Annotated in this window: 15 protein-coding genes, 1 tRNA gene and 2 pseudogenes; 11 read left to right on the forward strand and 7 right to left on the reverse strand. The window is 52.7% G+C overall.

Going from position 1 to position 13,916, the window contains the following annotated elements; translation table 11 throughout:
• Positions 1 to 23: 23 nt before the first annotated feature.
• A complete protein-coding gene (locus G5193_RS19985; RefSeq protein WP_257697060.1) occupies positions 24 to 1,271 on the forward strand; it encodes a diguanylate cyclase in 1,248 nt (415 codons plus the stop codon).
• Positions 1,272 to 1,379: 108 nt separating this feature from the next.
• On the opposite strand, the gene G5193_RS19990 is transcribed toward G5193_RS19985, so the two are convergent.
• Entirely contained in the window at positions 1,380 to 1,850 is a 471-nt protein-coding gene (locus tag G5193_RS19990; RefSeq protein WP_005337104.1) for a glycine zipper 2TM domain-containing protein, read from the reverse strand.
• Positions 1,851 to 1,869: 19 nt separating this feature from the next.
• On the opposite strand from G5193_RS19990, the gene aat reads away from it, so the two are divergent.
• The 3 genes from aat to infA all read left to right on the forward strand — a co-directional run bounded on the left by aat (position 1,870) and on the right by infA (position 3,577).
• Positions 1,870 to 2,577: a leucyl/phenylalanyl-tRNA--protein transferase gene (gene aat, locus G5193_RS19995; RefSeq protein WP_019445527.1), complete on the forward strand. Its 708-nt coding sequence runs from the start codon at positions 1,870 to 1,872 to the stop codon at positions 2,575 to 2,577.
• On the forward strand, positions 2,574 to 3,290 hold the full coding sequence (locus tag G5193_RS20000; protein ID WP_005351203.1) for an arginyltransferase: 717 nt from the start codon (positions 2,574 to 2,576) through the stop codon (positions 3,288 to 3,290). The genes aat and G5193_RS20000 overlap by 4 nt, the downstream gene beginning before the upstream one ends.
• A gap of 68 nt (positions 3,291 to 3,358) precedes the next feature.
• Positions 3,359 to 3,577, forward strand: a complete 219-nt coding sequence (gene infA / locus G5193_RS20005) for a translation initiation factor IF-1 (RefSeq protein WP_005300033.1) — start codon at positions 3,359 to 3,361, stop codon at positions 3,575 to 3,577.
• Between the two features lie 68 nt (positions 3,578 to 3,645).
• Here the strand turns inward: infA and clpA are convergent, their stop codons facing one another.
• Both clpA and clpS read right to left on the reverse strand, forming a co-directional pair.
• Positions 3,646 to 5,901, reverse strand: a complete 2,256-nt coding sequence (clpA, locus tag G5193_RS20010; RefSeq protein WP_421207061.1) for an ATP-dependent Clp protease ATP-binding subunit ClpA — start codon at positions 5,899 to 5,901, stop codon at positions 3,646 to 3,648.
• Positions 5,902 to 5,960: 59 nt separating this feature from the next.
• Positions 5,961 to 6,278, reverse strand: coding sequence for an ATP-dependent Clp protease adapter ClpS (gene clpS / locus G5193_RS20015; RefSeq protein ID WP_005337111.1), 318 nt, complete (start codon positions 6,276 to 6,278; stop codon positions 5,961 to 5,963).
• A 229-nt stretch (positions 6,279 to 6,507) separates the two neighbouring features.
• On the opposite strand from clpS, the gene cspD reads away from it, so the two are divergent.
• Positions 6,508 to 6,726, forward strand: coding sequence for a cold shock-like protein CspD (gene cspD / locus G5193_RS20020; protein WP_005300025.1), 219 nt, complete (start codon positions 6,508 to 6,510; stop codon positions 6,724 to 6,726).
• Between the two features lie 117 nt (positions 6,727 to 6,843).
• Here the strand turns inward: cspD and folD are convergent, their stop codons facing one another.
• Positions 6,844 to 7,698 (reverse strand): bifunctional methylenetetrahydrofolate dehydrogenase/methenyltetrahydrofolate cyclohydrolase FolD, encoded by an 855-nt coding sequence (gene folD / locus G5193_RS20025; RefSeq protein ID WP_108613922.1) that lies wholly within the window; start codon positions 7,696 to 7,698, stop codon positions 6,844 to 6,846.
• A gap of 213 nt (positions 7,699 to 7,911) precedes the next feature.
• On the opposite strand from folD, the gene G5193_RS20030 reads away from it, so the two are divergent.
• Positions 7,912 to 7,988 (forward strand) — tRNA-Pro (locus G5193_RS20030).
• A gap of 690 nt (positions 7,989 to 8,678) precedes the next feature.
• Positions 8,679 to 9,083 (forward strand): annotated as a pseudogene (locus G5193_RS20035) (IS66 family transposase); the annotation flags it as partial.
• A gap of 15 nt (positions 9,084 to 9,098) precedes the next feature.
• On the opposite strand, the gene G5193_RS20040 reads toward G5193_RS20035, so the two are convergent.
• Entirely contained in the window at positions 9,099 to 9,665 is a 567-nt protein-coding gene (locus G5193_RS20040) for a hypothetical protein (protein ID WP_421207062.1), read from the reverse strand.
• A gap of 118 nt (positions 9,666 to 9,783) precedes the next feature.
• Here G5193_RS20040 and G5193_RS20045 point away from each other — a divergent pair, with 118 nt between their 5' ends.
• From G5193_RS20045 to G5193_RS20060, 4 genes and pseudogenes are all read left to right on the forward strand, one after another.
• Complete coding sequence (locus tag G5193_RS20045; RefSeq protein ID WP_005895552.1) at positions 9,784 to 9,990, forward strand: helix-turn-helix domain-containing protein; 207 nt, start codon at positions 9,784 to 9,786, stop codon at positions 9,988 to 9,990.
• Positions 9,991 to 10,230: 240 nt separating this feature from the next.
• The gene (locus G5193_RS20050; RefSeq protein WP_421207064.1) at positions 10,231 to 11,334 is read left to right on the forward strand and encodes a DUF3289 family protein; all 1,104 of its coding nucleotides are present in this window, start codon (positions 10,231 to 10,233) and stop codon (positions 11,332 to 11,334) included.
• Between the two features lie 609 nt (positions 11,335 to 11,943).
• Positions 11,944 to 12,177, forward strand: a pseudogene (locus G5193_RS20055) (DUF4172 domain-containing protein); the annotation flags it as partial.
• A gap of 66 nt (positions 12,178 to 12,243) precedes the next feature.
• Positions 12,244 to 13,071, forward strand: coding sequence for a Fic family protein (locus tag G5193_RS20060; protein ID WP_421207095.1), 828 nt, complete (start codon positions 12,244 to 12,246; stop codon positions 13,069 to 13,071).
• Positions 13,072 to 13,146: 75 nt separating this feature from the next.
• On the opposite strand, the gene G5193_RS20065 is transcribed toward G5193_RS20060, so the two are convergent.
• Both G5193_RS20065 and G5193_RS20070 read right to left on the reverse strand, forming a co-directional pair.
• Positions 13,147 to 13,407, reverse strand: coding sequence for a hypothetical protein (locus G5193_RS20065; RefSeq protein ID WP_421207066.1), 261 nt, complete (start codon positions 13,405 to 13,407; stop codon positions 13,147 to 13,149).
• A gap of 60 nt (positions 13,408 to 13,467) precedes the next feature.
• The gene (locus G5193_RS20070) at positions 13,468 to 13,875 is read right to left on the reverse strand and encodes an H-NS family nucleoid-associated regulatory protein (RefSeq protein ID WP_421207068.1); all 408 of its coding nucleotides are present in this window, start codon (positions 13,873 to 13,875) and stop codon (positions 13,468 to 13,470) included.
• Between the last annotated feature and the right edge of the window lie 41 nt (positions 13,876 to 13,916).

The raw sequence follows: 13,916 nt of genomic DNA on the forward strand, positions 1-13,916 counted from the left end.
CCTTTTTTATTTGAAGGAGTCTAATGAAACAGAAGATATTGATTGTCGAAGATAGCCTGACCATCCGCCGTATGCTGACTCAGGCCATTGCCCAGCAGACTGGTCTCGAGATCGATGCCTTTGATACTCTCGAAGGCGCCCGTCACTGTCGGGGAGAGGAGTATGTGGTCGCGCTGGTAGATCTGACCTTGCCGGATGCGCCCCGTGGCGAAGCGGTCAACGAGCTGCTGGCTCAGGGTTTGCCGGTGGTGATCCTCACTGCCGACATCAGCGAGGATAAACGTGCCGCCTGGCTGGAAACCGGCGTGCTGGACTATGTGATGAAGGATTCGCGCCACTCGCTGCAATATGCCGTCAGTCTGGTGCACCGCCTCTATCTCAACCAGTCCATCGAAGTGCTGGTAGTCGACGACTCACGCACCTCCCGTCACCGCACCATGGCCCAGTTGCGCAAGCAGTTGTTGCAGGTGCATGAGGCCAGCCATGCCCGTGAAGCGATGGCGATGCTGGAGCAACACCCGGACATCCGGCTGGCACTGGTCGACTACTATATGCCGGATATCGATGGCATCAGTCTGGTGCGGATGCTGAGAGAGCGATACAGCAAGCAGCAGCTCGCGATTATCGGGATCTCGGTCTCGGACAAGCGCGGTCTCTCTGCTCGCTACCTCAAGCAAGGCGCCAACGACTTTCTCAACCAGCCGTTCGAGCCGGAAGAGCTGCAGTGTCGGGTCAGCCACAATCTGGAAGCGCTCGAGCAGTTCAACAGCATTCAGGAGTCAGCCAATCGTGACTACCTGACCGGTCTCTACAACCGGCGCTACTGGTTCAACGAAGGGCAAAAATGGTTTGAAGAGCATCAGCGCCAGCAGACGCCTCTGGCACTCTGTGTGCTCGATGTGGATCACTTCAAGCAGGTCAACGATCACTGGGGCCATGCCATCGGCGATCAACTGCTCTGCCATCTGACCCGGCTACTGACCCAGTTCTTCCCCGATGCCATGATCGCCCGCTTTGGCGGAGAGGAGTTTGCCATGATGGTGCCTCACTGTACCGTCCCCGTGTTGATCAAGCGTCTTGAAGGGCTGCGTCAGCAGCTGCGCCAGCAACCTTTGTCACCGGAAACCCCGCTCTTTGTTCGCGCCAGTTACGGCGTGATCAGCGTCGGGCGGATATCCATGGACGAGGCGCTGAGCGTAGCGGATCGGCTGCTCTATCAGGCAAAGAACACCGGTCGCGACAAGATAGTCTCTCAAGAGACAGCTATCTGAATCCTCAGGGCATCAGTCCCGTGTATTACCGCCCGACAGACTTTCCAACAGGAGAGTCTGCGGGTTCCTTTCCTGCCACTGTCTCCCCATCACCGAGACTATCGAAAGTCAGTAAGTCTTGTCGACCCGCACCCCATCATCGAAGTAGAGAATGCGCACCTTGTCTCCATTGGCAAAGACCATGGCGGGATCATAATCCTGGATCACGTTGATAAGGGCATTTTGTTCGTTGCGGATCAGCAGCTCCACCAGCTTGTTTTCCACCACGGTTCCCCCGGACTGGTATTGCTGCGCAGCCGCAGCCCCCGCGAGCGCCCCGACGGCGGTGGCGATTTCACGGCCATGACCGCCGCCAAACTGGTTGCCCAGCAGGCCGCCCAACACGGCACCACCCAGCGTCTTCCAGCCAGAGTGCTCGGACTCCAGGATCTGGCGCTGGGTAATATTGCGCACCGTTTCGACCTGACCAAACACCACCTGATTGACCGGCCGCGCGGTATTGCGCTGGTAGACCTCCGCCCCGGCGGGCGCCGTGACAAAGCAGAGCAAGCTGGATACTATCAGGATAATGGCCTTCATCTATGAACCTCGTTGCCTTATGTCTCGCTATCTTACCCAACTGGATGATGAGCTTTGCTGGTTTCCCGACCCCAGCCATGCGCTGGAAGAGCCCAACGGCTTGCTGGCGATCGGCGGGGATCTCTCCCCTGCCAGATTGCTGGCAGCTTACCACAAGGGGATCTTCCCGTGGAATGAACCCCACCAGCCGACCCTGTGGTGGTCACCGGATCCCCGCGGGGTGATCCGTCCCGACCAACTCCATGTGGGGCGGACACTGCAGAAGATTATCCGCCGTACCCCATTCGATATTTCTGTCAATCGCGCCTTTAATGAAGTCATTACCGCCTGCGCCGCCCCTCGTCGCACTGCCGATGGCACCTGGATCAGCCAGCCCATGATCGAGGCCTACCAGCAGTTGCATCGGCTGGGTCATGCCCACTCTATCGAGATCTGGCAGGAGGGAGAGCTGCAAGCGGGACTGTATGGCCTCTCTATCGGCCGACTGTTTTGCGGTGAATCCATGTTCAGCCGGATTGATAACGGCGCCAAACTTGCCATGGTGGCACTCTGTCGCCACTTCGCCCGCCATCGCGGCGCTCTCATCGATTGCCAGATGCAGAACCCGTTTCTGGCGACCCTGGGTATCGAGGAGTGGCCAAGGGCCCGTTTTCTGGCCGAGCTGGCGCGCCTTGGCCATCAACCACTGTTGGCTTCCTGCTGGCAAGAGGGGGAGATCAGTCTATGACTGAAGAAGTGATCCTAAAAGTAGGGCTGACTCCCAAGCATCCCTGCAGTTATCTGGACCATGAACAGGAGCAGTTGCTGGTACTGATGGATCACAATCTGCTCAACGCCAACGGTTACGAGCGATTGTTGACTGCCGGTTTTCGCCGCAGTGGCAACGACATCTATCGTCCCCACTGCCCGGCGTGCCATGCCTGCCAATCCCTTCGTATTCACAGTGAACACTTTCGTCCCAGCCGTGGCCAGAAGCGGATCCGCCAGCTCAACAGGGATATCGAGATCGTCCTGAGCTATGATGACAAACCCGAGTATTACCTGCTCTACGAACGCTATATCCGCGAGCGACATCACGATGGCAGCATGTATCCCCCCAACCGCAGCCAGTATCGCGGGTTTCTCCATTGTGACTGGATGCCGCCACTCTATCTGGAAATGCGCAAGGAGGGCCGTCTTATCGGCGTGGCCACCACAGACCTGCTACCCCACTCCTTGAGCGCTATGTACACCTTCTTCGATCCGGATTATGCCGATCGCTCCCTGGGCACCTTTGCCATCCTTTGCCAGCTCGATCTGGCCAGGCGAACCGGGCGAAGCTGGCTCTATCTTGGCTATCTGGTAGAGGCGTGTCGCAAGATGAATTACAAACGCAATTACCTCCCTCATGAGCTGTTAATTCAGGGGGAATGGAAAAATATCGACACCAAGCCCGAGTAAACTTTACACATAGCCTTAAATCCGGCATGATCCAGCGGTTTTTTGTTGTGGCTTATCAAGAGGATTCAATGGCTAAAGAAGACAGTATTGAGATGCAGGGCACTATTCTCGAAACCCTGCCCAATACCATGTTCCGTGTGGAACTGGAGAATGGTCACGTGGTTATCGCTCATATTTCAGGCAAGATGCGCAAAAACTACATTCGTATCCTGACTGGAGACAAAGTAACGGTAGCACTGACTCCCTACGATCTCTCCAAGGGACGTATTGTTTTCCGCTCTCGCTAAGCCAGGAATTCAGCAAAAAACCCCAACCTTTCGGTTGGGGTTTTTTGTCGTTTTCTGATCACTGACGCTTAGTGGGAAACAGCTTCAACATTGACCTGAAAATCAAAGCTGAGGCTGTCATTTACCAACTCAACCTTCACAATTCCCCCGTCAACCAGTGAACCGAACAGGATCTCGTTGGCCAGGGGTTTCTTGAGGTGCTCCTGGATCACCCGCCCCATCGGTCTGGCGCCCATGGCTCTGTCATACCCCTTCTCCGCCAACCAGTGGCGGGCACGCTCGGACACCTCGAGAGAAACTCCCTTCGCATCCAGTTGAACCTGCAATTCGACAATAAACTTGTCGACCACCTGATGAATCACCGTCATATCGAGATGGTTGAACCAGATGGTGTGATCAAGCCGGTTACGAAACTCCGGACTGAAGGTCTTGTTGATCACCGCCATGGCATCGTGGCTCAAATCCTGTTGCTGGAAGCCAATCGATTTACGCTGGGTCTCCTGCACACCGGCGTTGGTAGTCATGACCAAAATCACGTTACGGAAATCCGCCTTGCGCCCGTTGTTGTCGGTCAGGGTGCCGTTGTCCATCACCTGCAACAGCAGATTGAATACGTCCGGGTGAGCTTTCTCAATTTCGTCAAGCAACACAACGGAATGAGGATGCTTGATCACCGCATCAGTCAGCAGACCACCCTGCTCAAAACCAACATAGCCGGGAGGCGCACCAATCAGACGTGAGACGGTGTGGCGCTCCATATACTCGGACATATCAAAGCGCAGCATCTCCACCCCCAGCGCCTTGCCCAACTGCTGGGTAACCTCGGTCTTGCCCACCCCGGTCGGGCCAGCAAAGAGGAAGCAACCTACCGGGCGACGCTCGTTACCCAAACCTGAACGAGAGAGGCGAATTGCATCCGTCAGCACCTCAATGGCTTTATCCTGACCAAAGACCACCATCTTCAGATTGCGCTCCAGGTTCTTCAACACTTCTTTATCTGAAGAGGAGACTGATTTTTCCGGAATGCGGGCGATCTTGGCCACAATGGACTCAATTTCCTGCACATTGATCACTTTCTTGCGCTTGCTCGCCGGCAGCAACCGTTGACCGGCACCCGCCTCGTCGATCACGTCGATCGCCTTGTCGGGCAAGTGACGATCATTGATATACTTGGCAGAGAGCTCGGCAGCTGCACGGATCGCCTTGGCGGTATAGCGCACGCCGTGGTGAGCTTCATAGCGGCTCTTGAGCCCCATCAGGATACGGGTCGTGTCATCAATAGTCGGCTCGACAATATCGATCTTCTGGAAGCGACGGGCCAGCGCACGGTCTTTCTCGAAGATCTGGGCGTACTCCTGATAAGTGGTGGATCCCACACAGCGGAGCAAACCATTGGAGAGTAGCGGCTTGATCAGGTTGGCCGCATCCAGCTGACCACCGGATGCCGCACCGGCACCAATGATGGTATGGATCTCGTCGATAAAGAGGATGGCCCCTTCCTGACGCTCAATCTGCTTGAGCAGTACCTTGAGGCGCTTCTCGAAATCCCCACGGTATTTGGTGCCCGCCAACAGAGAACCCATATCCAGCGAATAGATGGTACTGCCCGCAATCACCTCGGGGACATCACCCTTGACGATGCGATAGGCCAGCCCTTCGGCAATGGCTGTTTTCCCCACGCCCGCTTCACCCACCAGCAACGGGTTGTTCTTGCGACGACGGCAGAGCACCTGAATCGTACGATTAAGCTCCTGATCACGACCGATGAGCGGATCGATGCGCCCTTCCAGCACCAGCTGGTTCAGGTTGGTGGCAAAGCTCTCGATCTGGGCGGCCGAAACATCATCATCAGACTCGGGATTGTTATTGCTGCCGAGATCCGGCTTGCTGTCCTTGCGCACCCCGTGGGAGAGGAAATTGACGACGTCGAGACGGCTGATCTCGGCTTTTTTCAGGAAATAGGCAGCTTGTGACTCCTGCTCACTGAAGATAGCGACCAGCACGTTGGCGCCGCTGACTTCGGTATTGCCGGAGGATTGCACATGAAAGACGGCACGCTGCAACACGCGCTGGAAGCCCAGTGTCGGCTGGGTTTCACGATCTTCATCATCGCGCGGTATGAGCGGAGTAGTTTGGGTGATGAATGCGCGGATCTCCTTGCGCATCTGCTCAATATCGGCACCACAAGAGCTCAGCGCCTCATGGGCTGAACTGTTATCCAGAAGGGCTAACAACAGGTGCTCGACGGTCATGAATTCGTGGCGCTCGTCACGGGCCAGTTTGAAAGCCTCGTTCAGCGTCTTTTCTAGATCTTTATTCAACATAGGCACCTCCCCTAGTACAGCTACAATGTGGTGTCACACTCGCCATCAAGTCATCAGATTCAAGCCTTTTCCATAGTACAGAGCAGTGGATGTTCGTTGTTACGTGCATAGGTGTTGACCTGGACAACCTTGGTTTCGGCGATCTCTGCGGTAAACATGCCGCAGACACCCTTACCACTATAATGCACACTCAGCATGACCTGAGTCGCCTTGTCCAAATCCATACCAAAGAACTTTTGCAGCACCTCCACCACAAACTCCATGGGCGTGTAGTCATCGTTGTTCAACACAACCTTATACATGGGTGGCGGCTGCAGCTTTGTTTTCTCTGCTTCTGCAATCTCTTCATTAGCAAAGAGTTCTTTCTGCTTGCTCATAATCGCGCTTTGGTACCTCTAGATTACTACCGTCTAACACAAGGTTGTCAATAGACTTGTTAACCAGATCACATCAGCTGTTAACAACTTCTTGACTCGCTCAAAAGTTAGACTAGATTGGTTACTTGCTAATCTGTGCCCGTCTGCTATGGGCCCATGTCCCTAGTTATAAAGGGCTGGCGCAGGTTACTCAACGACTTCTGGGTAATCAATAAAAGGATGTAGAAGTATGGCAACCGGCACAGTTAAGTGGTTTAACAACGCAAAAGGATTTGGGTTTATCTGTCCGGAAGGGGGCGGTGAGGATATCTTCGCTCACTACTCCACGATTCAAATGGAGGGCTACAAGACCCTGAAAGCGGGTCAAGCTGTCAATTTTGAACTGCAACAGGGGCCGAAAGGAAATCACGCCTCTGTGATTGTGCCAAACGAAGCACAAAATATGTAAATAACACCCGTTGGATAAATAAAAAACCGGTTCCTCTCTGAGCAACCGGTTTTTTATTGTCAGATTTCTGGCGAATCCTGCCTCCTCATGGGGTCACAGGGTTATCGCCAGCCATGATCAGTCGTGATATTCACTGCAGGCGATCAGGGTATTTTCCATCAGGCTGGCGACCGTCATCGGGCCCACGCCACCGGGTACCGGAGTAATGAAGGAGGCATGGCTGCGCGCCGTCTCAAACTCCACATCCCCGACCAGCGAGCCATCAGCCAAGCGATTGATGCCAACATCGATTACCAGTGCCCCCGGTTTGATCCACTCGCCAGGAATGAAGTTGGGCTTGCCGACCGCAACAACCAGCAGATCGGCACGGCGAACCTGCTCTTCCAGATCCCGGGTAAAGCGGTGACAGGTCGTGGTTGTGCAGCCAGCCAGCAACAATTCGAGGGTCATGGGACGCCCGACGATGTTGGACGCTCCCACCACGACCGCATGCAGACCATGTGTCTTCACGCCGGTGGTCTCGATCAGTGTCATGATCCCTTTCGGAGTGCAGGGGCGCAGCGCCGGAATACGTTGGGCCAGACGGCCGACGTTATACGGGTGAAATCCATCTACATCCTTGTCAGGCTGGATCCGCTCCAGCACCTGAGTTGTATCAAAGTGATCCGGCAACGGCAGCTGAACCAGAATGCCATCTACGTGGCTATCCGAATTCAGCTGGTCGATCAGCGCCAGCAGCTCTTCCTGACTGGCAGTGGCACTCAGGTCATAGGAGCGGGAGAGAAACCCCACCTCCTCACATGCCCGGCGTTTGCTGCCGACATAGACCTGAGAGGCGGGATCCGCCCCCACCAGAATGACTGCCAGCCCTGGAGCCCGTTTCCCTGCCGCCAACCGCTGTTGGACTTGCGCCGCGACCTGGCTGCGAATCGTTTGCGCAACCTGTTTTCCATCTATGATTTTGGCAGACATCGTTCTCCACTCACCATGTGTTCAACTGCCGCGCATTGTCGCATTTTTTTAGCCGGGATGTTAGCGGCAGACGCACGCCATACCTGTAGCGGGCAATAAGTAGGCACTTGAATTTACTGGGGGAAAAAGTCGTTGACGCTGGCCCTTACGCTTGGCTATGATGCCCGCCCGTTGCCCAGTACGACTCATGTCGATATGCTGGTCAGGGATTTTCGGTGATTAGCGCAGTCCGGTAGCGCATCTGGTTTGGGACCAGAGGGTCAAAGGTTCGAATCCTTTATCACCGACCATGTTCATCGATTCGTCCTTAAGACGTGTTGATACAAAGCGCCCTTAGCTCAGTTGGATAGAGCAAAACTAACCCCCAAAGTGTTACCACTTTTTGAGGTGACTAGAGCAGGCAAGGGCTGGAGAGATGGTAAGGTTACCTAGTAAAGCCTTGCTGTTACTCCTTACAAAAAAGAGTTACCATTTTGCATAGCTCTTAAGATGTTGTTGATTTGTAAAATTTGTCCCGTTAGCTCAGTCGGATAGAGCATCCGCCTTTAAGTTATTAGGAGCCTGTACAGGGAAACCTATACAGTGGAGAGGGTGAATTCAAGGAAGCCTCAGCGCGTAATGGCGGTGGTAATCTTGAGCCAAGCTCTACAAGCGTGTAGAGAAGGTGCAGAGACTAGATGGTGCAATGCGATCTCATTGCGGAATACATCATTAGCGCCCTCCACCCAAACAGATAATGCTGTGGGTGAAGATATAGTCCAGACCACAAACACCCTCGGGTGGCAGTGAAAGCTGTAGTGGTAAGCTAAGCGGATGGTCGCAGGTTCGAATCCTGCACGGGACGCCATTTTCAGAAGTAAAAAAGCCAGCATTAGCTGGCTTTTTTACTTCTATAACCTCTCAATTAAATCCCCCCCTCCCCCATTGGACAACCAATGACGACCTTATTGGTCTTTGGATGAGTACGCCCTCATCACCTCCTCCACAGCAAAGTGTTGGCTCATGACAACCTTATCGATCGGATCTATGTGTGTATGGCTCTGAGCAAGATAGCGGTCTGTTTTATGACAGCCAACGGGCGTGGCATTGATGTCGCCAAGCGCCTGCTGGAGTAGGAGTTGGCTGGTGTATTGGTGGCGGGCCTGTATGCTGGCTACCGGTTTATCTGCACGAGTCTGCGCCTGCTTTGCTGGGCCCATGTACTGCGCAACGTGGCTGTTATCGCCCTGAGTGGGGAGCTGTTTCGTCAACGCTTACTTTCGTTGGTTGAGACGACCAAACGCTTGGGACATTGACCCCAAGAGTGACTGCATACCATTATCCGAGCCCGCATCGAGAAAACGGATTACCCCATTCACTCCGAACTGTGTGCATCAATCCCCTGACGCTGAACGGTTACATCAAGAGGCGCTTCTAAACGCCATCAGCCCCCTCAAAAGCCTCTCCACGGCTTCCAGCCTGCCCCGCAAATCGCGACTTTCTGCAACGGTATGGTTGATGGCCCTTTCAATCGCTAGTTCCAATATGGAGAAGTCGGATCTTAACTCTTGGTACTCAGTGAGCATTGAATCACATTCCTGCAACGCTTGACGGTAGTGCTGTGCTCTCGCACTCAGCCCCTCCAATACGGATTCATACGTTTCCGGCTCGCGCTCCTTACCCGATTCCGTTACAAGCGCATCCGGCCCAATAAATTCCTCTTTGAAATGCACTTCATCGAACTTGGGAGTCCTGATGAAATGAGAAAAGCGCCTCCCATCATCAACGTTCTTCCTTTTTAGAAGTCCCTGATTTACGAGCTTGATCAGATGCCGATAAATGAAGGTATAACGCCGCTTACGTATCTGCGATTCTGCTTTGTCACCAAAAATGGCATTTACAAATCCTATCGCAGTGAAGTCATCCATGTGCAGTCGAATGAGTGCGGTGTAGAGCGCGGTGGGTAACCGCACAGTCTGGGAGCTCATAAGCAATCCTCAGTCTCGAACGAAAACATTTAGTGGGGTTCTAAATTCGACTGCGGATTATAATCCGTGGTCGTTAGCCAGACAACCAGAGATAGTGCTCGCCAGCGAGAGGCGAGACATGCAAGAGCTAGCAAAAAAATTTGGTGATGCTGTACGTGACAGACGGCTTCAATTGGGCGTATCGCAAGATGCACTCGCATATGCGGCCGAAATTGATAGAAGCTACGTAGGACGGATTGAGCGTGGTGAGGTCAATGTCACCCTGGAAAAGGCTTATCGTCTTGCCAGGGTAATGGGGTGTGACATTCGCGACTTGCTGCCATAGATATATTTGCCAAGTAATTATCTCTTTACCCAGATAAAACTAAATTTCCCTATAATTATTCACAGTGATGGCAATTAGCATCATTGCCATCCTTAGCATTTGTCTATTAGCTATTAATCCCCCGCGTCCATCGATAGAAAGCGTCACAAACTGCCGTTTTCAGAAAATGCCTACATGGTCTCGATTGGCGCATTGATGATAAAGTGATCCTCTAACTACTCTTCATCGAGCCCTCTATACATGCAGAAACCCGACCTCAGAGACATCAACCAACTTACCAAGGACGAGTTCAAGCGCATTCTAGGCCCTGTGGCAGGAAGCCTTGATGATGGTTCAAAGGTCATATTGGGGATGCAATCTGATGTGTTTGCTTGCTGCACTATCCAGGGAGATCAAATCTCGGTGAGTGGTACGCCCAGGTTTGAGCAGACCATCAAGTCGGCATATGCCCAAGCCAAGCCGACAATGTGGTTCGGTTCGGCAGAGAAAGAGCGCCCGAAGGCAGAAACCATTCCTCCTGCTCTCAAGCCAAAAACCGATACAACATCAGCCACAACCTATCGTGTGCCAGTGCTCATCTACAAGTCGAAGCGTGAGCCAGGTAAGAACGTTGATGGCAGCCCCGCCGAAGATATGACCTACGGCAAAATGACGGCAGAGCAGATTAAGGCTATCCCCATGTTCGTAGGGAAGATGGGAGATGACGGCTTTATTGGTGATCTCGAAAAGACTGACCCCAAGGTGTTCTTTAGTAGCTTCCGCAACATGGCCACATTGTTTGCAACTGGTGACTTGGAGATGAACATTCTGGCCATGATCGCCAAGTTCGAGAAATCCGAGGGGGGTGAATACCGGAACCAAGCGTTGACGAGAGCAGCGCGAGCTCACCCGACCACGATCAAGTTCTCAGATACCCTTATCAAGGAAGTGAAGGCAAAGCTGGCCGAACTTGATGGTGATGTGAACAAGCTTGTTCTGAGTGACTTGATGCAGCAATACAGCAAGACCTCCGGCTTTCGGTTACCCATCTTCAACTCTGCGGCGGATAAGGTGCAGGGCCTCACAATTGCGGTGAACGATGTCTGGGCAGGCAAGGCGGAAATCGCGACATATGAAAAATTTGGCGACTTCTACAAAGGGACGATCAAAGTAACGCTATATGACCACTTCGGTCTCGATTATCCTGACATTGGCCCTGACCCCACGACCGGAAGAGTCAAGTTCTACGGCCTGGCATCCGGTTTCAGAAGCTGGTTTGTGCTTCAACACTACAAGCGCTTTGCCTACAAGCCATTTTTGACCGTCATTGAACTCAGCTATCCATTCCAATGGGAACTAAAGTGAGCGCAGCAGTGAAGACAGAGAGAACATGGGTATTCGTGTTGTTCATGCTCTATCACCTCTTGAATGCATCGATCCTGTTCATTCAGCCTGTCTATGACTGGTTTAATGATGAATACTCACTGACTGGCCTATATGTACTGCTCATGCCCTATCTCTGGGGTTTGATAACGATACTGGGTGCGATTTTGTTCTTGTCAGATCGCTCTTGGAAATACCTGGCAGGTAATCTACTCGGTGGTTCAATTCTTCTCTTTTGGTGGCTTAGACTGGCATCCCAATATTAGTGAGTATCATCAGGCATATGAATGAGTAGACCGAACGGCATTTTCTTGGGGGTGGATTCATGCAGCGCAAGCTGCAAGCTCACAAGAACCATTCGAAACGAAAACGAGCTCCCGCCTTGTCTATCTACTGGTTGCTGTAGCGCCACACAACAGCAATAAATCTAGTTTTTCATTAGCTCAGGTCTGAGATTTTCAGCCTGGATCTCCATCCTCATTACCAGCTCTGCTGGTCTGCTGCATGTGTTATATTCGGCTCAGATGTTGAGCCGAATGATGGACTAGGTCGGCTCATTATTGAGACCCTAGCACGTTGGATGAGGAAATAATGGAACCATTTTGGATTTGGCAACAAGCTGATTGGCCCCATTTTCGTTGGCGGGATAGCGAGATATTGCCCAGATTACGGCAGGTTCAACGCAGACAGGGAATTCTAATCGGTAGTCATTCCAGGTTGGGGAACCCCGACCAAACGTTGGACACGTTATTGGCTAACATCATCGCCTCGTCCGCTATCGAAGGCGAACGTCTCAATGCCCAATCCGTGCGATCTTCCTTGGCTAGGCGGTTAGGGGGTTCACAAACTCCGTCCTATCCTGTGTCAGATCGCTCAGAGGGGCTCGCGGCCATGATGCTGGATGCCATCGACAACCATGAACAACCACTGACAATTGAACGACTTTACCAATGGCATCGTTGTCTGTTCCCCGCCAACGAATGGTCGGTGCAGCCAGTGAACGTAGGGCAGTTGCGAGGAGATGAGCCGATGCAGGTTGTCTCTGGGCGTGTAGATCACCCCACCGTGCATTTTGAGGCACCGCCCAGAGCAACTCTGGACGATCAACTGGCCGAGTTCATCCCCTGGTTTAACCAGACTCGGCATGACCCCACGATGGATCCCCTTCTTCGTGCGGCAATCATCCATTTCTGGTTCGTGACCCTGCATCCCGTTGATGATGGTAATGGGCGGCTCACGCGGGCATTGACCGATCTCGCGCTGTCACAGGCTGACAGCCACAGTATCCGGCTGTATGCCATGTCAGTTGCAATTCTCGAACGGCGGGATCACTACTATCGGGCGCTTGAGTCAGCGCAGAGGGGCCCGCTAGATATTACCTCCTGGATCTGTTGGTTCCTCGACACACTGGATTACTCCATAGAGCTGGCATTAAAGGTTATTGATCGTTCTCTCGCCAAGACATTTTTCTGGTTGCGGCACTGTCATGACGAGCTAAGTCCAGAGCAAACCAAGGTGCTGAATCGTTTACTGGATGGCGGCGAACAGGGTTTTAAAAATGGCATCAGTGCCAGTCAATATCAAAAAGTCGCCGGAGTCAGTAAGCCCACGGCCACACGCCATCTGGCTGCATTGGTGGAAAAGGGATGTATTGAGAAATTACCTGGTGGCGGACGCAATACACGCTATCAGATCCGCTTGCACACCGAGGGAGTTTGAAAAAGCATCGCCATGGGGTGTTATTTTTATTTGGTAGATAAAATCTGCGATTAACGTACCGATGCCGATCTTTAGTTAAATATTGACACCATGATGAGTGCCGTCAGGCATATGAACAAATAAACTCAACCGACAGTCATGGCTCTCAACTGATTTTTTGAGCGACAACAAACCATCGAGAACATCGGTATCTATCGTAGGAACATCACCCGTCCCGAGATTTGCAAGCAATTTAGTCACACTCAGACGAACCAATTGCTCGTCTGCGATCTCTTGGGCTCTCTGGACAACCTCGTGTGATTCGGAGGAGATGATGTCCTCTAATGTTCTCCCCATACGGGCTCCTACTAAAAACAGAATGAAAGGCCCACTCCGAACTGGCATGGGCTCTCAGCATTAGATCAGGAAATCTTCCAGAGTCTTGCCAGCCGCAACAGCGTCTGCAATGGCCTTGGGCATGCGACCTTGGCCAGTCCAGGTCTTCTCTTGACCATCTTCGGTGTAGCGATACTTTGCAGGACGAGGAGCTCGCTTAGCCTTCACTATGCCCTCGGTTTTTGCGGTGGTTGCAGTGCCAACCAACTCACTCGGATCTATGCCAGCGTCTTTCAGCAGCTCGGCAAACTCAGCCAGTTTTTGCAGGCGTTCAGCGGACTCTTCTCTCCATTTGCTCTCTTGCTGCTCACGTTCGGCATAGATTTTGTCAAATTTTTCCTTAGCCTCAACCAGCTGCTCATAAGACAGCTCACGCAGTACAGCTCGCAGACTACGAATATTCATCAGTGTTTTCAAAAAATCGTTCATTGATAGCCTCATGTATCACATTTTTATATCAGAGATATTAT

It is taken from the genome of Aeromonas sp. 601027 (assembly GCF_049174455.1).
In the GTDB taxonomy this organism is placed as follows: Bacteria; Pseudomonadota; Gammaproteobacteria; order Enterobacterales; family Aeromonadaceae; genus Aeromonas; species Aeromonas veronii_A.

Excerpts from the sequence above, each read along its gene's own strand:
- G5193_RS20040 (WP_421207062.1), bottom strand. The coding sequence starts at position 9,665 with ATGAGCTCCCAGACTGTGCGGTTACCCACCGCGCTCTACACCGCACTC.
- G5193_RS20000 (WP_005351203.1), top strand. The coding sequence starts at position 2,574 with ATGACTGAAGAAGTGATCCTAAAAGTAGGGCTGACTCCCAAGCATCCC.
- G5193_RS19990 (WP_005337104.1), bottom strand. The coding sequence starts at position 1,850 with ATGAAGGCCATTATCCTGATAGTATCCAGCTTGCTCTGCTTTGTCACG.
- G5193_RS20045 (WP_005895552.1), top strand. The coding sequence starts at position 9,784 with ATGCAAGAGCTAGCAAAAAAATTTGGTGATGCTGTACGTGACAGACGG.
- infA (WP_005300033.1), top strand. The coding sequence starts at position 3,359 with ATGGCTAAAGAAGACAGTATTGAGATGCAGGGCACTATTCTCGAAACC.
- G5193_RS20065 (WP_421207066.1), bottom strand. The coding sequence starts at position 13,407 with ATGGGGAGAACATTAGAGGACATCATCTCCTCCGAATCACACGAGGTT.
- G5193_RS20050 (WP_421207064.1), top strand. The coding sequence starts at position 10,231 with ATGCAGAAACCCGACCTCAGAGACATCAACCAACTTACCAAGGACGAG.
- G5193_RS19985 (WP_257697060.1), top strand. The coding sequence starts at position 24 with ATGAAACAGAAGATATTGATTGTCGAAGATAGCCTGACCATCCGCCGT.
- clpS (WP_005337111.1), bottom strand. The coding sequence starts at position 6,278 with ATGAGCAAGCAGAAAGAACTCTTTGCTAATGAAGAGATTGCAGAAGCA.
- G5193_RS20060 (WP_421207095.1), top strand. The coding sequence starts at position 12,244 with ATGATGCTGGATGCCATCGACAACCATGAACAACCACTGACAATTGAA.
- folD (WP_108613922.1), bottom strand. The coding sequence starts at position 7,698 with ATGTCTGCCAAAATCATAGATGGAAAACAGGTTGCGCAAACGATTCGC.
- aat (WP_019445527.1), top strand. The coding sequence starts at position 1,870 with ATGTCTCGCTATCTTACCCAACTGGATGATGAGCTTTGCTGGTTTCCC.
- cspD (WP_005300025.1), top strand. The coding sequence starts at position 6,508 with ATGGCAACCGGCACAGTTAAGTGGTTTAACAACGCAAAAGGATTTGGG.
- G5193_RS20070 (WP_421207068.1), bottom strand. The coding sequence starts at position 13,875 with ATGAACGATTTTTTGAAAACACTGATGAATATTCGTAGTCTGCGAGCT.
- clpA (WP_421207061.1), bottom strand. The coding sequence starts at position 5,901 with ATGTTGAATAAAGATCTAGAAAAGACGCTGAACGAGGCTTTCAAACTG.